Raw genomic sequence first — 20,120 nt, 5'->3', positions numbered from 1 at the left:
TGCTAATCAACTCAAACATTCTTTACGAGTCCTACCGCGCTCGTTACTAAAATTGCTATCCCAAAGGCTAAGCGATACCAGACAAAAATCCAGGTTGTTTGGGTTTGCAGATACTTGAGTAGCCAAGCGATCGCAGCATAGGAGACAACCGTTGAGGCGATTCCACCGATTAGCATGGAAAACAGTTCAGATCCTCCAAGTCCTGTCTGTAACACGTCGATTACGCCTAATAAACCTGCTAATGTAATTGCCGGAATCGCCAGAAGAAACGAAAACCGAGCGGTGACGGCTCGTTCTAGACCCAGAAACAATCCAGCGGTTAACGTGGAACCAGATCGCGAGACCCCAGGAATCACTGCCATCGCTTGTGCGAGTCCCATCCAGATGCCATCTTGAACCCGCACCTGCTCAAAGTTACGTTGGTCTTTGCTGAGTAGCTCTGCGGCTCCTAGCAAGACAGCCATAATGATAGAGGAGATCGCGATCGCGATTAAACTGCGGAGTGGTGAATGCTCCAGGTCAGGAATCAGTTTTTTGAGCAGCAGTCCAAACACAATGATGGGTAAGGTTCCTAATCCAATTCCTAAGCTGAGGCGGAAATCATGAGACTGATAGTCAGCCACCCGGATGGCTTTAATGGTTCCACCGATGATCCGCCTCAAGTCAGCCCAGAAATACCAGAGCACAGCCGCAATACTGCCCAGTTCCAGAACAGCAGTCAAGGCAACGCTTGGGATACCCCAGCCGAACGCTATTGATACTGCAATTAAATGTCCTGTGCTGCTGATGGGCAAAAACTCTGTTAATCCTTGCACAATGCCAAGTACCACAGCTTGCAAAAGACTCACTTGAGTCAGTGGGTTGGCAGTGATTGCTATCGAATTGTCTGCCAAAGCAGTATCCAACGCCTTCAATGGTGCGGTATTGAGCGCAATCAAAGCACTGAGACCAAAAAGTTGCAACCACCGATGTCGTGGACTTATCATACTTTCCTACATTTCCCTTTAGATTGAAGCATCTTTATTAAGATGCTCAATCTTCGTTTCTCGCTAACACATTAGCCTGTCCGGTACTGATTGAATATCCTAGAAACGCTCACCGATACCAAACTGAAGTCGTTGATCGCCTTGATCACTGACACCATAATCTAGTCGAATTGGCCCCACTGGAGATTGAATTCGTACCCCTAAACCATAGGCATAGCCACTACCTGGCTTACCTCGGATCCCAGCCGGATCACCTAAAACACTACCGCCGGAGCTAAAGTCTGTTGCAGCATCAAAAAACAGTGCTCCGCTAATGATGGAAAAAATTGGAAATCGGTATTCAGCTGTCGCCTGCAAAAAGCTGCGAGCGCTACCCAGATCGCCTTCATCGTATCCCCGGACTGAATTACTTCCCCCCAGTGCGAAAGCATCGTAAGGCGGCAAATCTCCGAAAACCGTTCCACCTTGAATATTGAAGGCAAGGGTTTGAGGGCAGTCACTAGCTGTAGGATTCGGTTTTTGACATCCTTGAGTAAAGTGAAGCAACTGAGTAGGTATGAAGAAACTATAATTACCTCGCAGTCGGTTGAACAAAAGATGACCTGCACCAATAGGGATAGATTGCTCTGTACTCAAACGTAATAGAGATCCTTGAGTTGGTCGAAGTCCATCATTTCGCTGATCACGTACAAATCCCAATGGAATAGTTAGCAAATCATCAGTGCCACTACCACTGAAACTGAGAGCATCACCTTTTACATCCTTGGGGCTGATGTTACCGCTGCTATCGCGGATACTCACTCGTTGATATTGCAAACCAACACTGGCGACCCATTCAGGCTTCTCAAATACATTTTTGGTCAAGGGACGGGTAAAGATAACCCCCCCACCGATACGATCAACTCGTGGCCGATCGCCATTGGGCAATTTCACTCGATTCTTACCACCATCAAAAACTAACGAGGTTGTTTGTCGCTTAAATGCGTTGACACTGTAGGAAGTACGAAATGGATCACCTCCTATCCAGGGATCAGTAAAGTTCGCATCAAACAACAACCCACGTTGAGCGATTTGCACCTCTCCTGAAAGATTCTGATTGTTGCCACCTAAATTACCCACTTGGACACTTCCAGCAGCAAACAAGCCACTAGCAGAACTATAACCAGCACTAGGTGAAAGAGAAAACTTGCTGCGCTCAATGACATTTACAATCACAATTGCTTTACGCGGATCTTGTCCAGGATCAAGTAACAGCTTTACATCCTCAAAAATCCCCAAGTTGAACACTCGTTGCAAATCTCTTTCGACCTGTTTTCTATTGAAGACATCACCAGCCTTCAACTGCATTTCACGGGTAATAATAAAATCTCGTGTGTGACCTCGAATAGGTTTTCCATTGGCATCTTTATTCTCACCGTCCTGACTCAGGAATCGCACCTGAATAGCCTCTACAATACCCTCTGCTACGTCTAAAGTCACAGTTCCATCCGCTGAAATTTGAGGTGCATTAACTACCTGTGCTAAGACATAGCCATTGTCTTGATACCATTGATTGAGCTTTTTAATTCCTTCCTGAAGTTGTCGTAAATTAAGCACACTGCCATACTGGCCGCTAAAGCTTTCTTTGACAACGCTTGCTGGAATGACTTGATTACCTTGTAGTTGAACCGATCGCAGCACTGGATTGGGTTGCACCGCGAAGGTCACACGAACACCCAAAGGCGTGTCTTCGGGGACCGCACGGACATTTGCAAAATAGCCTGTGGCAAAAACAGCATTAATGTCTTCTTGTAACTGCGATCTCGTTGTTGTTTTTCCGGGCTGCGTTTTAATCACTTTATAAATCTCGTTTAGCAAACTCCCCTCAACACCTGTGATTGCGACTTCTGCAACTAGGACTCGCGATTCTGGTTGACCTGGAGTCGGAGACTCAGGCGTGAGTTGACGCTGAGGTGACTGGGCAGGAACAACGCCTCGTTCTGCTGGATCGGATGTGCTGGAAGGAGTCTTTGTGCCGCTTGGGATTTTACCAGAAGTAGCAGGTACTTGAGCTTCTGCACGAACAACTAGAAGTGCCAGTGCTAAGGCAGTAGTGATGATTGCACTTGTTTGAGCATAAATGTTTTTCATCAACGACTCCCGTGATCTCAAAAACTTGAATCTAATTAATCGCCATTCAATTTGGTCTCTCGCCAATGGAGGTAACCGCGCTAATATTGCGATGCATCAACTCACGTCAGGACTAGCAATGGAGGCATAGTCTGGTAGGGCAAGCAGCTTGCCACCAGAAGTAAGGCAGAACTGCTGACCACGCCACTGAATTTTGTTGTCGGTAAAGCAGTAGCACCAGAGGGCAAAGCTAACCAGATCGCGCAACGGCACCAGCCATAGCCAATCAATTGCAACGGGGTCGTGAAGCCATTTCACCCCAATCAACCGAGCCATGACCAAGCGACTGACCCCAGTAATGCCCAAGATCATCCAACCCCAACTAGATCCTCCAGTTACTAGTAAAAGTAGCAGGCTAGCAGCAATGCCGTGGGTGAAGATTAAACTGATATAGCCGAGGGGACGTGTAAATCGAATGCCTTGAATCCAACGAATCTGACGATGCAGAACATCAGAAAGTTGCTCGGCTGCCATAACATGATCGACCACATACCTGGACAAAACAATGCGATGACGGGCAGAGACTAAATTACCCAGTTCAAAGTCGTCTACCAAACAATTAGCGATCACTGAGAATCCACCAATTTCCTCTAAAACTGATCGTCGAATCACAATAGTCGCACCTAACGCAGACCGCATTCCTTCGAGCATCCTAGAACAAAATACACTGGGCAAAAATTCGGTGGACACACTCAATGCTTCAAAGGTAGCTAGCCAGCCATGAACCTGTGAACGATAGAGACACGTGACGATACCAACTGACTGGTCATGCAATGGTTGAACCACTTGTTGCAAGTAGTCAGGTTGAACGTGAATGTCACTATCAGCAAGCAACAAAATCGAATACTTTGAAACAGCTTCCGCATTAGCTAAGTTACTAATTTTGCGATTCATACCAACCACACGATCGCAAATGACCAGATGAATATCAACCGTAGGAAAGTCTTGGATCAATTGCCTCACAATCGTAATGCTGGTATCCGCTGAATCTTGTACCCCGAAAATAACTTGGTAAGTAGGATAGTCTTGCTGGCAACAGGAGGCAAGGTTTGCATAGGTGTAGGCATCGCTGCCGCAGATTGGTTTGAGGATGCTGACGGGTGGGTGAAAATCTAAATCAATGATCGCTGGCTGCGAGAAAAAAGCAGATGCCGCATAGATCGCAAATCCATAATAGCCAATGGCTGATAGACACAGCAGCAGCAACAGTAACATCAAAGCATGATGCCCCATGTTAAGTAGGTGAGATCTGGGCAAAAATGAAAACAGATGTATAGAATCAATTACCACACTAAGGCTAAAATCAAGCTGACTCATACAGAAATTACCTGTTGCTTGCGGTAATTGGTCAACGTGAAATTACTTTGCATCAATTGATCTCGCACACGATCACTCAGCAAGGCTTCCAGTTCGGTTGTTCCCAAACCCCACGGACTATTGGATGGTTCACCAGTGATCGACCTTGCAGGATGAGAATATATTTCGACCCAGTTGGCTTGAATTTTGGGAATCAGTTTTAGCAAGTATTCCTCCGTCATTCGTCCGCTTTGAAGAAATCCATAAACACGATCGACAGACTGAATCCCATTCGTAGTTAGCAAATACCTACCGTAATGGCACAAACTTGAAAAAATGACTGACCAAAATACTTTAGCGAATCGATTCGAGCGGTCAATTGCCAATGCAATGCTGACTTCTTCAGAAGGGAGTCGGATAAATTGAATATTAAACTCAGCTTTTAGTTCGACTAAATCATGCAACACTACCGGGTGCAAATGCAGATGCAAATGTCCATCTACATGAGAAAGCGGCAACCCTGTTTGGCGGAATTTTTCTAACTGGGCACGAATTTCGAGTCGCAACTCATGTCGAGCTGCTGAACTAAACTGGTAGTACCAACCCAGGCGATTGGGCTGATCTGCAAAAAATCCTTGAGCATTGACTAAATGGGGGATTTGCTCTGAAGACAGCACTGCCCTTCCACAGGTTAACACCAGATGCAATCCAACCGCTAAGGTAGGTCGTGCTTTGGCAAGAGCAACCGCTTCCTCAAAAGCTTCTCCAGTAACCATAAGGCTTGCACTCGTCAACACACCGCGATCGTGGGCTTCAACAATGGCATGATTTACTCCGGAGGAAAACCCAAAGTCATCGCCATTGATGATCATCCACCGAGGACTAGTCAAATGCTGAATCCGATGCCTATTTTTATTCAATAGGATATTCATAGAGCGCTCCGAATGCCTCAACCAATAATGCTCAACGAATCAATACTTAACTAACAGTCGATTTGATTTGTTCTTGCGGAAGCGGAGCCATTGCAACTAGTTCTCCTTGTTGAGTGAGCTTAAACTGCTGACCACGCCACTCAATTCGGTTGCTAATGAAGCCATAACACCATAATGCAAAGCTAATCACATCGCGTAATGGCACTAACCAGAGCCACTGCCGAGCGACTGGATCACGCAGGCTTTTTACCCCAATTAACCATGCCATGAGCAATCGACTGCTCCACGTAGACCCTAGAACGATCCAGCCTATGAGCGATCCGCTCGTTAGCAGCAAAAATAGCAGACTAGTGACGGTGCCATAGGTGATGATTAAGCCCGCATAGCCCCAAGGGCGTGAAACTCGGATGCCCATCATCCAACGGCTTTGGCGATGCAAAAAATCCTTCATGGTGCTCTGGGTTAGCACGTGGTTAATGATGTGGTGTGAAAGCACTACTTCATAGCCAGCCTGGGCGGGCAAGTAACCCAATAGAAAGTCATCGGCTAAATAGTCGGAGATTGCGGCAAATCCACCAATAGCATTCAATGCGGACTTACGGATCAAAATGGTTTGCCCCATCGCGAATTGAATCCCTTCCAATTTTGTGCTAACCAATACACCTGGTAGAAAGTCAGTCGAGGTACTTAAGGCTTCAAAGTGGGTAAGCCAGCCTTTTGTGAGGGAACGGTAGAGGCAGGTTACGACCCCAACGCTGGGATTCTTAAGCGGCTGAATAATCTTTTGTAAATAGTCAGATTCGACACGAACATCGCTATCTGCCAGCAGCAAAATATCATATTTAGCCTTTATCATTGCGCTAGCGAGATTGCTGACTTTTCGATTGGTGCCCAAAGGATAGCCACTAGTCACGACCTGAATATCAACGGCAGGAAAATCCTGCATAATCTCCCGCACAATTTCTAGACTGGGATCATTGGCATCTTGTACACCAAAGATGATCTGGTAAGTTTGATAGTGTTGCTGACAAAAAGAGGCAAGGTTACTGTAAGTGGTGCTGTCGTAGCCACAAATGGGTTTAAGAATACTGATTGGCGGGTGAAAGTCTACATCAAAGAGATCTGACTTTGAGAAGAAAGTGATGGCGGCAAACATGGCATAGCTATAGTAGGCAATTGCCAACAGGGATAGGACAAAAAAGAGAAACTCAAGAAGATGCTCAGTCGTGTTCCATAAAGCCGGAGTCGCAATAAATACTGTCTGTAATAGCGGTAGATCAATCATAGTCAACAGTGATGAGGAGCTTAGAAGATGACTTAGCATTGTCGAGAAATCAAGCCGATAGGTTGGTTAGGTTAACTAAGTCGTTCAGCTAAAAGAAATGAATCCTATACCAACCGCAATTAAGCTAGCACCGATTAAACGCTCAGAGTTGACTTTCTCCTTTAAGAAAAATCGAGTCCCTAGAATGCTGGCAGGATAAGTGAATGCAGTGATGGGCATTACCAGGCTAAAATCTGCCCAACTCAACAGTGTGATGAACATAAAGAAGGCAATTGCCATACAAAGAATGCCTAACCCAATGTAAGAATTCAACAATACTCGACGAGCTATCCGAAGCAGCGATCGCAAGTGTAAGGTAGACACTTCACCCACCTGCTTCATACCAGTGGACAGCAACAGATCTCCAGCCGAATTTACTAAAACCATGAGAGTGCCTACTATCCACCATCTTGAGAAAGCAAAAGAAAGCCCCAAGGAAAATGACAGAAAAAGTGAGGGTGGGAAAAATACGAGTACGGGAAAATCCTTGCGTTTCGTAGGCTGAGTTCGCGATCGATTCAATTTCTCTTCACTCAGCCCCACCAGCAAAACACCACTGGTAATGATTGCCGTTCCCACCCACCGAGTTGCAGAAACCGTTTCATTCAACACAGACCAGGCAAATACCGCTGATAGCAGATAGCTAGATGCCGTCATTGGTAAAACGTAGCTGAGGTCAAACCGTGAAATAGCTGCGAGATAAAGTAGTAACGCAGCAGTCAGAAAAAAGATTCCTAGAAGAATCCAGGGATTCGTGAATATTTGCCAGCCCAGCAGCAGTAGAGTAGCAGGATTCAGCCTGTCAATTGCGCCAACCTGCCGCATTCCGCGACTCAACCAACCATCTCCCACCACTTGAAATATTACTAGAAGTGCAAGAACGCCAAATTTATTCACAGGTTGACCTGCACTCAGCGATATAGAAGGAGTATGCCCTAGACCTGTTAACCATGCAGCGCTGCCCAAGTCTTTGTGCCAACAACACCATCTGCCTTTAGCGGCTTAGACTGCTGAAATTGGATCACGGCTGTTTGGGTCTGCTTTCCAAAAACTCCATCCGCCGTACCTTGATAAACTCCAGCGGCTTTGAGTAAGGTCTGAAGTTCTTTCACTGCCTGACCTTTACTTCCTATCTTTAGAACTGGCACTTTAGTCAGAGGTTGCTTAACCCCAGACATGGTAGGAGCAGACTTAGCTGGAGACGCAACTGAAGCTTTGGGAGGAGCTGCGAGCGCAGATTGAATACTGCCTACGCTCAGAAGTGCGATTGAAGTAAAACCAACAGTCGTAAAGGCTAGAAAACTTGATTTAGAAATTTTGATCATCATAGTTGAAAACTCCGATTTTAGTTGAATGATGGATGGTTACCAGGCGAATCAAAAACGAGTTTGTGCAACTAAGCATTACACTTCAACGGGCTGCTTAACCTGTGTATGAGCAGATACCTGAGTGCGACGTTCCTTCAAATAGGAGAAGAATTCTTTTCCCTCTCGCAAACGACGCACAAGCATCTGGCGTTCCCTCAACATTTCGCGAACAATGGGCAAAATTACTTTCGGACGAAAGTAGAAGCGACGGTACATCTGCTCGACCGCATCCTCAATCTCAGCACTGGATAAATCGGGATACTGTAGCGTTGAGGTTTGAATACCCGAATGACCGACTAAAGAATGATTGGCAAACCAGGCGTTTGCCTGGGCTTGTGCGTATAATTCTGTACCAGGATAAGGGGCTGCGATCGACACTTGAATCGTGTGGGGGCTGATCTCGCAGGCAAAGCGGATCGTTTCTTCAATGGTTTCGTGGGTTTCAATGGGTAGACCAATGATAAATGTGCCATGAACTGTAATCCCCAAATCATGACAATCACGCATAAATCGACGGGCAACATCCAATTGAATGCCCTTTCGGATCGTGTTGAGAATTTGCTGATTGCCGGATTCAAATCCTACTAACAGCAGACGTAGACCATTATCTCGAAGCTGTTTGAGCGTATCGTAGTCTAAATTAGCACGAGCATTGCAACTCCAGGTCAGCTTCAGTCGCTTCATGTGTTTACTAATGGCGATCGCCCGTTGCTTATCGATGGTAAACGTATCATCATCAAACATATATTCACGAACGCGATCGCCAAACAGAGCCTTCGCCTCTTCCATTTCCCGTCCCACCACAGCCGGACTTTTAGTGCGGTACTGATGTCCTCCAATCGTTTGGGGCCAGAGACAAAAGCTACACTTTGCCGGACAGCCGCGCCCTGTATAGAACGAGACGTAAGGATGCTGTAAATAGCCAATAAAGTATTTAGTGATGTCCAGGTCATGAGCATAAACAGGCAACACACTGGGCATGGCATCCCAGTCATGAATTACCTCTCGATCTTCTGTGTGGTGTAAGTTTCCGAATCTATCCCGATAGCTTAAGCCCTTAATATGTTCCCAAGATTTACCCTCTGCTAGTTCCTTGCAGGTGTAGTCAAACTCATGACGGCAGACAAAATCAATGATTGGATGATCACGCAGGGTTTGTTCTGGTAAAACGGCTACATGAGCACCGATTAAACCAACTTGGGTATTGGGATTTTGTACCTTAATCGCCTCTGCACACTTAATATCATTTGCCAGGGATGGGGTGCTGGTGTGCAGAATTACCAGTTCATAGTCTCTGGCGATATTCAGCACATCCTTGACCGTCTGCCCGTGCGGTGGCGCATCCACCAACTGGCTGCCTGAAACCAGAGCAGCGGGTTGGGCTAACCAGGTAGGATACCAGAAGGATTTAATTTCTCGCTTTGCCTGGTATCGTGCCCCTGCCCCTCCATCAAATCCATCAAAAGAGGGCGGACCTAAAAACAATGTTTTTTTCACACTATCTCTCCTATTATCAAACCGATTCAGTGCTGAGAAGAGAGCGTCTAGGAAGACCCTATTTCATGCGTTCTCTCCATTCATGTCACAGGTTGGATTACACATTCCGATTACGGGGTTATACCCGTCACCTGTGACACCAGCATTAATACCTGATGACGATCGAGCTTGGCTTTGCCAGTTGACAGAGCATCAAGAGTCCCATACGCCAGGGTCAATGGAATTTGGCAAAAATCGAGCGCCGGACCCGGTGGAAGTGCTGTGACATAAGCCTTTGCCAGCAACAGATTACGATAGGCATAGCCTCGCATCTGCTCCTCACTCCAGTCATCTGGAAAGAAATCAACTCCCCGCGCCCCGTCTTCATCCTGATTACGCAGAATATTCACAGCTTGTAGACCTCGACCAAAGCCAACCGCATGAACACGATTTGTTTGCGTTCCGTCATACCACGCCCATAAGTCAGAGAGCAACAGTCCTACGGTGCCTGCGACTCCAAAGGTGTAGCAATCTAGATCAGATTCAGTATGAATATTCCAGTTTTGACCTGCCCAACCAGCCATCCGATTTGCCATTGCAGCGGTTGCATCCCAAATTCGAGGCGCAACGGAGGAAGGTGCCAGCATCGCCCATTCTCTAACTCGGAGCGATACCGCTGCTAAAACGTGTTGATAAGGTTTTGAGCAAGTCAAAAACCGATCAACCGTCAGTTCATTCCCTGCCGATTGTAAGTCAAAGCTAATTGCCGCTAATAATTTAGCTTTAGTCTGATTGTTCAACTCTGGATGATCTTCAATCTCATCCAGGGCACGCATACAGAGATAAGCGGATGCAACCGCTTCTTGTAAGCCAGATGGTAAACGGCTAATCGGAATATAAAAAGTCCGGCTAGTCTCTTCTAAAATCTCCAATGCGTGTCTACAGGAATTCATTGATTGCCTTCTTAAAGATTTTCATCACTCATCAATAGTCTTCAAAACCCAGGCGAGAGATAACCATAGAAGGAAAAGGTCAAGAACTCGGAAAGATGTTGCTGAGTCTGAATCTTTCCCAGTTCTTGACGATTGCTGGCTAGAATGAAATTCGCAAGTTTAGATTCAGAGGATGTTGCACGGTAGAGCGTTATGAGAATCCTACTCGTTGAAGATGATGACCGGATCTCTATGCCGTTGGCTGAAGACCTGCGCTATCAAAATCATGCCGTAGACATTGCTGGCGACGGCATGGAGGGATGGGAGTGCGCTCAGGCAGTGCCCTACGATTTAATTCTCTTGGACTTGATGCTGCCCCGTTTGAATGGGATTGAGCTATGTAAACGACTACGCAGTATTGGCTGCAAAGCCTTCATTTTGATGCTGACTGCACGCGATACGACCAGCGATAAGATTATTGGGCTGGATGCTGGGGCAGATGACTACCTGGTTAAACCCTTTGAAATTGACGAACTAGCTGCTCGTATTCGTGCCTTATCCCGTAGACCTCAAGATTTTCAGCAACCCATTCTCACGCATGGTTCACTTCAGCTTGATCCTAGCACCTGCACAGTGACCTATGCCAGGGAACCAGTTGCTCTAACCTCAAAGGAATATATGATTCTGGAGTGTTTCATGCGAAATCCAACTCAAGTGTTAACCCGTTCAGCTCTGTTGGATAAGTTATGGGAGTTTGACCAGGTCTCTGGGGAACAGACCGTCAAAACCCACATCACGAATTTGCGCCGTAAGCTCAAGGAAGTAGGTAGCCCAAATGATTTGATTGAAACTGTGTACGGCATAGGATACCGTCTTCATAGCCTCTAGAAAACCTTTAAGAACATCCTTTTCACCTGTGTTTCAGAAAATTCGCTATCAGCTACTCCTCTCTTATCTAGCCGTTCTTGCAGGAATTTTGATGGTGTTTGCGATCGCTGTCCGCCTAGCTTTCGCTCATAGTTTAGATTCTCAACAACGAGAGGAACTAACAATTTTGGCAAAATCTGCGGCTGCCACTGCTGAATTTGATCATGGTCGCCTTTCAGTCGGAGACGAGTTTTCTACAAATAACTTAACTTCTCGGGATGAAGCGCTGCAATGGTTTGACCTCAATGGGAGAATGATTGCTCAACAGGGTGAGGATTTTGTGACACTACCACTGATTAGGGGTCAGGCGATTCAAATTCAGAATAGTCAGGAAAGGATTCTAGCCGTCACGCTACCCATTATTAGTAGCGATAATCATCAACTTATTGGATATGTAAGAGCGAGTGAATCACTAGATTCTGTAGAAAAAACTATCCAGAAATTGGATTGGGGGTTGGGAAGCGGCATTCTAGTTGCGTTGGCATTGAGCGGAATTGGAGGGCTTTGGCTAACCCGGCAGGCAATAAAACCCGCTGAAGCAAGTTTTCAACGGTTGAAGCAATTCACAGCAGATGCTTCTCATGAACTTCGTAGTCCCCTTACCGCGATCAAGAGTAATGCAGCCGTAGCTTTGAAGTATCCGGCGGGAATACGTCCCTCAGACCAAGAGAAGTTTCAGGCAATTGCCAGTGCTACAAACCAAATGATTTGCCTCACTGAAGACCTGTTACTGCTGGCGCGGACCGACCAGGTTGCTAATTTCAAACCCAAAATGGTGAATTTAGCCGATGTGCTGAATCATCTCGTTGTACTCTACCAGCCTCAAGCCAATGCGAAGCAAATTCAGTTGTTTGCTCAACTTACGAATGATTTAGAAGTCTTGGGAGATGCAGCGCAACTCAACCGGGTATTTTCTAATTTAATCGAAAATGCACTTCGGTATACCCCTGACAAAGGCAATGTCAAAATTCAAACTCATAACAGTAATCATCAGGTACGGGTCAGTGTGCAAGATACTGGAGTTGGCATCGCTCCTGAACATTTAGAGCGGGTGTTTGATCGATTCTGGCAGGCAGAGCAATCGCGCTCTCATAAAGCAGGGGGATCGGGGCTGGGCTTGGCGATCGCACAAGCGATCGTGCAACAGCATGGCGGTTCCATTACCGTCACCAGCGAGTTAGGAAAAGGAAGTTGCTTTATCATTCAACTTCCTACGAAAACAAGTCTAAGAAATACCTGAAATGCTGCAATTTTGAGTCCTTAAGGACATCACTTAGCTCAAGCGATGTCTTCTTTTTTTGGTTCGGATCGAGATAAACAGAACAATTGCCAACAGAATCAAGGTAATAACTGAAGCGTAGCCCCTTGACAAATTTAGACCGCCATTAGCAATTGGCTTGGTAAGAAAATCACCAAAGGTGGCTCCAAAGGGGCGAGTGAATATGAACGCCACCCAAAACAAAAGAATATCATTCAAATTTGTCAGGTAATGAAGGGCTATAACAATTCCAATAACAGCGGCTGTAATTAAGGCTCCTTGCACATAACTTAACCCCATATTGCTCGTCAAAAAATCACCGAAAGCTGTCCCCAAGCTATTGGAGAACACAATTGCAGTCCAATACATTGTCTCTGCATCTTTCCGGACAATGGGGTAAAAACTCAGATCTCGATCTCGGTAGTACCAAATTGCAAGGGTAGTTAGAAGTCCAGTCACAAGGATAAGTGAGCCTGCCATGTAGCCCAGTCCAAGTGATCGATCCATCAAGTCTGAGACTTCGGTTCCGGCTGTGGTTGTAGCAACGATCGCTGTCCAATACAAGGCAGGATTGTATCTGTTTCTTCTAATCTGAGCAAACAAGATGATTACTAAGAGGGTAATTGTTACAGCAAACGCTGCATAATATCCTAATCCTAGCGACATTGAGATAAAATCACCTGCCGTCTCGCCAAGTGTAGTGGCAAGAATCTTCATGATCCAGAAAAAAATTGTAACCTGTGCGACCTTATTCATTCTCTTCTCGTTGAGATAGATAATTTATCATTCCAGCCATTCTGACCCTCAGCAAACAGAGATTACTATTCATTAATCTTGAGAGCTGGTCAACCAAATCACACCAGAACCAGTGGATTTAATGTCCAATCTCGTCTGAGCGTCTTCTACGACGATGCCTGCTCTGTAACCACAAGGTAGTACCAGTAACTAGCAAGGTCAGCAAGCCTAAAGCATTCAAAAAAGATAGACGAATTCTAGGTTGAAGGCACCGAAATGCCCCTTGTGAAGCGCCAGCAACCATCCAAAGGTATCTCCTTTACCAGCTAGATCTACAAACTGGTAAAGACACCCTGTAATCAGTGTTAGAAGCAGAGGGATTGCCATCAATGGAGCAAGGGCACGGTGAAGGCGACGGAGGCGGACATTAGAAGCAGTCATTTGTGTCTCCTTATGGAGAAAATTTGTCGTCAATTCCTTGCTAATCGTTCTGCCAAATCAAACCAATGGAAACGCAAATTAGAAAGCGAGATTGTTGAGTGTCATTATCTCAATCAATCCCGCTGACGAAACGAAAGGTTTGTGGAGGCTAACTAATCAGCATGACACTTTGTGATGAAATTAGAATGAAATTTTTGACGTTGATGTATCAACCTCTGATCAACCATCATCATTGGTTTCACCATCACCATCGCCATTGGATTGAGTTACCTGAATGCTGCTGCGGGGACGAGTACTTTCATTCTGCTCACTGCCTTCTCTGTCAGTATAGAGAACCTTTCCATTGCCAGCATCCACCTTCACTTCCTGCTGACCAATGACAACGGCATAAACCAGGTTGCCGTCCTCATTTTCCAGCTTTACACTGCTCGCTTTACCACCTGCAACTTGTTCAGCAGATTGTTGAGCCTGTTGAGGGGTAATTTTGGCAAGTGGTTGAAGTTTGGCAGATTCTTGTTGATCTTTTACATCATCGTTTGTCTCTCCATCGCCATCACTAGCTTCAGAAACTTGATTACGAACAGTAGCTTTAGCCATCAACTGAGAAGGTTGAACTGATTGGGAAGCTTCAACCGCATCATTCACCTCTCCATCTCCGTCACTCGCCTCAGCCATTTTCATGCCACTATGCTGAGACATGACCGCAACCTGCTGGGGTTGTGATTGAGCCGCAGAGACAATTTTAGCGAGCCCGCCCAAACCGACGATACCAATAGCAGCAGCAACAAGAGCAGTCTTTGTTGAGTTTCTCATTGTGGGAAATTCCTCGAATCTAAGTTTGCTATTTCACTGTAAGCAAGGAAGGTCAAGAAGTTGGAAAGATGAACTGGCTTTGCAAAATGGATTCGCCTCATCGAGAATAATCTGTCTAACTTTAAAAAAGCCTTCAGTAACATAGAGAAACTGAGGGCTTACCTGGTTTGAGGAGTAAAAAGTGACCTATCTTTTATTCACGACAAAAACATACTTGATAAATATCAAGAACTCGGAAAGATGCAGCTTTAAACAATGATTGTCATCTTTACAGATTCTGGATAATGTGATGGTATAGTTCAAACTGAAGAAATTCTGATGTTTCCCTCATGCAAAATAGGGATCAAGGGTTTTCACCTGATCAAATCCTCAAATTTTGCTTCAAGGGAAAAGCTGATTCAGCTAAATTGGTTTCATCGCTGCAAAATTACATCTTCAAATGAACCGTTTGACTAATTTCTGGATTCGTCATATTCATCCCCGCCTCGCTTCATTAATAGCTAGTATTGGGACTGTGGGGCTACTTATATGCTTACTGACTTTGTTAGGAGTAAGCTGGCTCAGCCAAGAAGTATGGGAGAAAGAGGCATTTAGTTTTGATAAAACACTGCTGCTTTGGCTGCATCAGTGGTCTAATCCAGCTTTAGATTGGCTTATGCTCAACATCACTCGTCTCGGTAATCCAGCAACAGTAATTGGTATCGTTGCTGGCAGCTTTGTCTGGTTGGGGTGGAAGCGGCGTTTTGCGGAGTTGAGGATGTTCGCGATCGCCTGCATGGGTGCAATCATTCTCAACCAAGGGATGAAATTATTCTTTGCTAAATCTCGTCCTGAACTCTGGACACGGCTCATCTCAGAAAAATCCTTTAGCTTCCCCAGTGGTCATGCATTAGGGTCGCTCGTTTTGTATGGATTTTTGGCATTCATTTTGGCAGCTACATTTCCCAGGAATTCCCGCTTTATTTACGCGATCGCAGTTGTTTTAATTGCAGCGATTGGACTCAGCCGCTTATATCTAGGCGTTCACTGGCCCAGCGACGTATTGGCAGGTTATGGAGTTGGATTTTTATGGCTGATGACCTGCATCACGATGCTCAAACTCCAAACACAAATGAAAAGTACAGAGCCTGCCAACCACTGATAGGGTTCCATTTCTGCCGTAACTGCGCTCACCCACACTACAATCTATGCTTAACTTTCTGAGTGAATAGACAATCAACAGTGTTCTAAGCACCGTACACAATTCAATAGGACTTACTGTCCAAATTGAACTGAGATTGCTTCTAGTAAGCTAGCCAACGTGATTGGCTTCTTCAAATAGCAATCTGCTCCAAGTGCTAAACCGTAAGTAATATCGCTTTCACAGATACTTGCACTAAGGAAAATGAAAGGGATATTTGCTGTAGCAGGGTCTTGTCGCACTTTTTTGAGAACCTCAAATCCATTCAGTCGAGGCATATTTATATCACACAAAATTATCTCTGGAAGAAGCTGCTTTATCATTTCTATTCCAGATTCTCCATCTTCAGCACCGATCGCATTAAATCCCTGATGATTTAGGGATATGAGTGTGCTTTTTCGCATAAATTCATCATCCTCAATAACTAGGACAGTAATTCCTTGTCTCATAAATCAATCTCTAGCTTCTAATATCTAAAATGACAAACCGAAATGAAACTAGTATGAAAAAAGTTAAAGTAGGAGCATCTAATTTGAGTAAAAATAGGAACAAATTGAAATTCTAATAGAATTTATTTAAAGGATAGTCAGACTTCAAATTCCGAAGAATGGGCAAATTCTCTAACATCTAGCGGATTTCATCTCAATTTCATATCTACCCGCTAATGTGAAAGTAGACTGCTACCTTTACGGCGAAGTTAATCGCTGCCAAAGAATAAGCTTAAGAAGCTCGCAAGCTACAATCAGTGCCTGATGGAGATTTTTGAATTAGATGAATAAACAGACTCGTTTTCGTCAATTGCATCGTGTCCTTGCTCCAATCATGATCTTGCCTGTTATCAACAGTCTTGTAACAGGTTCGCTTTATCAGATTGCTGATTTAACAGGCAAGGGTGAAGAGTTCAAGTGGCTATTAGAGATGCATGTAGGTCATCTCGGAATAATTAACTTAGAAAGCATTTATGTATTCCTCAATGCAGCAGGGATTTTAACCCTAGCAGTTACAGGAATCAGTATGTGGCTCTGGTCTCGTCGTCGTTCAATTAAACGCGCAGATCAAAGCTAAATCTAATTAGATTTTGCAGTTCTTAGCCATTCTCCAAAATCTATTTTAGAGAATGGCTTTAGTCTATTTGGAAACATGAGTTAAAACAAAAACCGCACCCCTGTTACAAAAGTAAGGTTGTCAACATTTTCCCCACCTTGCCGTGCAAAGTCAGCAGTACGACCTAGTAAGCGGGTCCATGAGACACCAATATAGGGTGCGAATCCACGAGTAATCTCGTAACGCAATCGTAGTCCCAAGTCGATGTCATTCAAACCTGAGCCAATACCAAAATCTCGAACTTGCTGGGCTGCGACATTCACCTCAAAAGTTGGCTGTAACACTAGCCGTTGAGTAAGCCGCCAATTATAGAGAGTAGAAAAACGTGCCGAAACATCACCATCCTCGCTAATAAATAGCGCAGCATCAACATCAAACAGGTAGGGAGCTATGCCTTGAATCCCAATGACTCCAAAGGCTCGACCGCGATTAGAATTTGAACCAAAGAGTTGGTCGTACCGCACCCCAACTTGAAAGTCAAAGAAAGACGAAATCAGCCGACCGTATAGAACCTGTAGTTCAGCACTCCCACTACCATCTCTAAATCGAGCATCTCCTCGGGTTTTCAGCCAGAGCCGATTGTAATCTCCACCAATCCATCCTAATCCTTCCCAATTGAATGCTCCGCCATTACTACTGCGATATTCAAACTGGTCAAACAGCACAAACCAATAGGTTTGGCTATCCTCAACGGGCGAGGGCCAATCTTTTTTATCGATTGTACTTTGTGTCTGCTCTAACCTTCCTGAAATTTCAAACCCCGATCCAAGTTTTGAAGCTTGGCTTTGTAGGGCTGAGAATGGTAAATCGTTCTTGTAAAAACCATTTGAGGCATGATTGACAGATGTAAAAATTTTGGAATCTTTTCCAACGAGTTGACTCTGATCGATTGGGTCACTTGCAAGCAATTCTGTGCTCAATTCACTAGTGGTAGCTTTAATTGACAAATATGCGTCATGCTCATCTTCCAATTCGATTGGTGGCATCAACCATTCCTGTTCACTGATAATGAGAGTGAGAGTACCGAGGTCATCACTAAGCGTGTTTGGAAACCTTGCTGGGTTAATGCTTTCTACTTGTGATAAGTCATCTAGTTTAGGTCTATATTTGTGAGGTGAGATTGTCCAATCTACTATTTTTAGCTGTTCTTCCTCGCCTAATATCACACCTTTTTCCTCTGCATATAGCTCCGATGCATAACCAATCAGACTAGCAATGCTAACCACTCCCACCAGTGCAAAGCAATAACTCTGGTGCCCAATTTTCATGATTTTCCCCCAATTGCGCGATCGCTGACTGCTACTCTACGGAACATTCCCATTTCCATGTGAAACAACAGATGGCAATGAAACGCCCATTCACCTGGCGCATCCACACTTATATTTAGGGATAAGCGCTCCGCTGGTTTGACATTAATGGTGTGCTTACGGGGGTTATATGTATCATTGCCGTTGTCCAGTTCCATCCACATTCCATGTAGATGGATTGGATGTTCCATCATGGTGTCATTCACGAGTGTTAGGCGCAGTCGTTCACCCATCCGCAAAGGAATTGGCTCTTTAGCTTGAGAATATTTCTTTCCATCAAATGACCACATATAGCGATCCATATTGCCCGTCAGATGTAGCTCAATCTCTCGTTCTGGTTTGCGCTGGTCATCACGGAGCGACAGACTCCGTAAATCGGTGTAAACTAGTACACGAGTCCCTGTATTCTCAAGACCAATGCCTGGTTCATTCAGTCGGCTACGGGTCATCATAGGAACACTCGAATTGCCAGGTCCGTGAGTATCAGGTCCATGAGGAACAGCAGCCATGTTTGGCATTGTGTTACTACCGGAATTCAGGTTCATCCCAGGCATATCAGAGGACTTAGTGCCGCCACCATCCATGTTCATGTCGGGCATATTGTGATCCATACTCGGCATCGTTTGAGGCTTGCCACCACCATTCATGTTCATTCCGGGCATATTGTGGGATGGGGTGCTACCATCCGGCTTCATATTTGGCATATTTTTCATATCTGGCATTGTTGGAGGCTTGCTTCCGCCAGAATCCATATTCATTCCGGGCATATTTTGATCCATGCCCATATCTGCCATAGTCCGTACAGGGGGTTTCCGACGTTCGGGAATGGGAGCGGTCATTCCCTGTCGGGGTGCTAGTGTGCCACGGGCATACCCATCGCGAGCCATTGTTTCTGCAAAAATGGCGTAAGCATTTTCCTCGGTGGGCTGTACGATGACATCATAGGTTTCAGCGATCGCAATCCGAAATTCATCCACTGTCACAGGCTGCACATTTTGTCCATCGGCTTGAACAACGGTCATCTTGAGTCCGGGAATGCGAATATCAAAGTAGGTCATAGCGGCTGCATTGATGAACCGCAGCCGTACTCGTTCTCCCGGCTGAAATAATCCAGTCCAATTCCCATCCGGTGCCACCCCGTTCATCAGATAGGTATACGTTCCACCCGTAATATCAGCAATGTCTGTTGGCTGCATTCGCATCCGGCTCCACTCCGAATTACGAAAGACATCAAATCCCGTAAGCTGCTGGTAGTTGTAATAGCTACCCATTTTCTTTAAATTCGCCAGTGCTTTATTGGGATTCTCAAACATCCAATCAGAAAGCACTACAACATACTCGCGATCGTAGGTAATTGGGTCGGGTTGAGCAGGATCAATAATCAACGGACCATAAAGTCCCAGTTGCTCTTGTGCTCCACTGTGACTGTGATACCAATAAGTACCACTCTGATTCACTAGAAAGCGGTAGGTGAAAGTTTCTCCAGGCTTAATCCCTGCAAAGCTAACCCCAGGAACACCATCCATATTGGCAGGAAGCAAAATGCCATGCCAGTGAATGGAGCTAACTTCCTTTAGACGATTGGTGACTCGAATGGAAACATCCTGCCCCTCGCGCAGACGAATTAGAGGTCCGGGTATAGAGTCGTTAACAGTCACAGGACGGGCACCACGCCCAGCAACTTTGAGGGTTGACTCGTCAATTTCCAGATTAATAATATCGGGATACTGTTGCCCTTGTTTGGGCTGGCTGTTATTTAGTGCCTCTCGTGCGTAAGCAGGTAAAAAACTATCTAACCCAATTGTTAAGCCAACTCCAGCACTGAATCGCAGGAAGCTACGCCTAGTTAATGCATTGATTCTACGATACATCT

Annotated in this window: 19 protein-coding genes; 4 read left to right on the top strand and 15 right to left on the bottom strand. The window is 45.3% G+C overall.

What is annotated here, in order from left to right; genetic code table 11:
• Positions 1–11 precede the first annotated feature (11 nt).
• The 9 genes from AC1S52_RS04145 to AC1S52_RS04105 all read right to left on the bottom strand — a co-directional run bounded on the left by AC1S52_RS04145 (position 12) and on the right by AC1S52_RS04105 (position 10,503).
• The gene (locus tag AC1S52_RS04145; protein WP_482027774.1) at positions 12–986 is read right to left on the bottom strand and encodes an undecaprenyl-diphosphate phosphatase; all 975 of its coding nucleotides are present in this window, start codon (positions 984–986) and stop codon (positions 12–14) included.
• A gap of 99 nt (positions 987–1,085) precedes the next feature.
• Positions 1,086–3,116, bottom strand: a complete 2,031-nt coding sequence (locus AC1S52_RS04140; RefSeq protein ID WP_482027773.1) for a BamA/TamA family outer membrane protein — start codon at positions 3,114–3,116, stop codon at positions 1,086–1,088.
• Positions 3,117–3,212: 96 nt separating this feature from the next.
• Positions 3,213–4,472 carry a bacteriohopanetetrol glucosamine biosynthesis glycosyltransferase HpnI gene (gene hpnI / locus AC1S52_RS04135; protein WP_482027772.1) on the bottom strand — a complete coding sequence of 420 codons (1,260 nt, stop codon included), beginning with the start codon at positions 4,470–4,472 and terminating at the stop codon, positions 3,213–3,215.
• Positions 4,469–5,383 (bottom strand): hopanoid biosynthesis-associated protein HpnK, encoded by a 915-nt coding sequence (hpnK, locus tag AC1S52_RS04130; protein ID WP_482027771.1) that lies wholly within the window; start codon positions 5,381–5,383, stop codon positions 4,469–4,471. Before hpnK ends, hpnI (AC1S52_RS04135) begins: the two co-directional genes overlap by 4 nt.
• A gap of 46 nt (positions 5,384–5,429) precedes the next feature.
• Positions 5,430–6,668: a bacteriohopanetetrol glucosamine biosynthesis glycosyltransferase HpnI gene (gene hpnI, locus AC1S52_RS04125; protein ID WP_482027770.1), complete on the bottom strand. Its 1,239-nt coding sequence runs from the start codon at positions 6,666–6,668 to the stop codon at positions 5,430–5,432.
• Positions 6,669–6,752: 84 nt separating this feature from the next.
• Entirely contained in the window at positions 6,753–7,604 is an 852-nt protein-coding gene (locus AC1S52_RS04120; protein ID WP_482027769.1) for a hypothetical protein, read from the bottom strand.
• Between the two features lie 47 nt (positions 7,605–7,651).
• Positions 7,652–8,035 carry a peptidoglycan-binding domain-containing protein gene (locus AC1S52_RS04115; protein WP_482027768.1) on the bottom strand — a complete coding sequence of 128 codons (384 nt, stop codon included), beginning with the start codon at positions 8,033–8,035 and terminating at the stop codon, positions 7,652–7,654.
• A 75-nt stretch (positions 8,036–8,110) separates the two neighbouring features.
• Positions 8,111–9,571, bottom strand: coding sequence for a hopanoid biosynthesis associated radical SAM protein HpnJ (hpnJ, locus tag AC1S52_RS04110; protein ID WP_482027767.1), 1,461 nt, complete (start codon positions 9,569–9,571; stop codon positions 8,111–8,113).
• A gap of 110 nt (positions 9,572–9,681) precedes the next feature.
• Positions 9,682–10,503 (bottom strand): squalene/phytoene synthase family protein, encoded by an 822-nt coding sequence (locus tag AC1S52_RS04105; protein ID WP_482027766.1) that lies wholly within the window; start codon positions 10,501–10,503, stop codon positions 9,682–9,684.
• A gap of 192 nt (positions 10,504–10,695) precedes the next feature.
• On the opposite strand from AC1S52_RS04105, the gene AC1S52_RS04100 reads away from it, so the two are divergent.
• Together AC1S52_RS04100 and AC1S52_RS04095 are read left to right on the top strand one after the other, a co-directional pair.
• Positions 10,696–11,370 (top strand): response regulator transcription factor, encoded by a 675-nt coding sequence (locus AC1S52_RS04100; protein WP_482027765.1) that lies wholly within the window; start codon positions 10,696–10,698, stop codon positions 11,368–11,370.
• Positions 11,371–11,398: 28 nt separating this feature from the next.
• Complete coding sequence (locus AC1S52_RS04095) at positions 11,399–12,649, top strand: sensor histidine kinase (RefSeq protein ID WP_482027764.1); 1,251 nt, start codon at positions 11,399–11,401, stop codon at positions 12,647–12,649.
• A 33-nt stretch (positions 12,650–12,682) separates the two neighbouring features.
• On the opposite strand, the gene AC1S52_RS04090 is transcribed toward AC1S52_RS04095, so the two are convergent.
• From AC1S52_RS04090 to AC1S52_RS04080, 3 genes are all read right to left on the bottom strand, one after another.
• Positions 12,683–13,423, bottom strand: coding sequence for a COG4705 family protein (locus AC1S52_RS04090; protein ID WP_482027763.1), 741 nt, complete (start codon positions 13,421–13,423; stop codon positions 12,683–12,685).
• 216 nt (positions 13,424–13,639) lie between these two features.
• On the bottom strand, positions 13,640–13,843 hold the full coding sequence (locus tag AC1S52_RS04085; RefSeq protein WP_482027762.1) for a hypothetical protein: 204 nt from the start codon (positions 13,841–13,843) through the stop codon (positions 13,640–13,642).
• Between the two features lie 219 nt (positions 13,844–14,062).
• Complete coding sequence (locus AC1S52_RS04080) at positions 14,063–14,656, bottom strand: PepSY domain-containing protein (protein WP_482027761.1); 594 nt, start codon at positions 14,654–14,656, stop codon at positions 14,063–14,065.
• A 439-nt stretch (positions 14,657–15,095) separates the two neighbouring features.
• Between AC1S52_RS04080 and AC1S52_RS04075 the strand changes: the two genes are divergently transcribed.
• Positions 15,096–15,797, top strand: coding sequence for a phosphatase PAP2 family protein (locus tag AC1S52_RS04075; protein ID WP_482027760.1), 702 nt, complete (start codon positions 15,096–15,098; stop codon positions 15,795–15,797).
• Positions 15,798–15,910: 113 nt separating this feature from the next.
• Here AC1S52_RS04075 and AC1S52_RS04070 read toward each other — a convergent pair whose 3' ends face one another.
• A complete protein-coding gene (locus AC1S52_RS04070) occupies positions 15,911–16,285 on the bottom strand; it encodes a response regulator (RefSeq protein WP_482027759.1) in 375 nt (124 codons plus the stop codon).
• A 322-nt stretch (positions 16,286–16,607) separates the two neighbouring features.
• Here AC1S52_RS04070 and AC1S52_RS04065 point away from each other — a divergent pair, with 322 nt between their 5' ends.
• On the top strand, positions 16,608–16,901 hold the full coding sequence (locus AC1S52_RS04065; RefSeq protein WP_482027758.1) for a PepSY domain-containing protein: 294 nt from the start codon (positions 16,608–16,610) through the stop codon (positions 16,899–16,901).
• An 80-nt stretch (positions 16,902–16,981) separates the two neighbouring features.
• On the opposite strand, the gene AC1S52_RS04060 is transcribed toward AC1S52_RS04065, so the two are convergent.
• On the bottom strand, positions 16,982–18,208 hold the full coding sequence (locus tag AC1S52_RS04060; RefSeq protein ID WP_482027757.1) for a copper resistance protein B: 1,227 nt from the start codon (positions 18,206–18,208) through the stop codon (positions 16,982–16,984).
• The gene (locus AC1S52_RS04055; protein WP_482027756.1) at positions 18,205–20,118 is read right to left on the bottom strand and encodes a copper resistance system multicopper oxidase; all 1,914 of its coding nucleotides are present in this window, start codon (positions 20,116–20,118) and stop codon (positions 18,205–18,207) included. The genes AC1S52_RS04060 and AC1S52_RS04055 overlap by 4 nt, the downstream gene beginning before the upstream one ends.
• Positions 20,119–20,120: the final 2 nt, after the last annotated feature.

This window comes from Kovacikia sp. CALU 1929 (assembly GCF_056784235.1).
The sequence above is the reverse complement of the archived record's forward strand: the minus strand, read 5'-3'. Positions and strand labels throughout refer to the sequence as shown.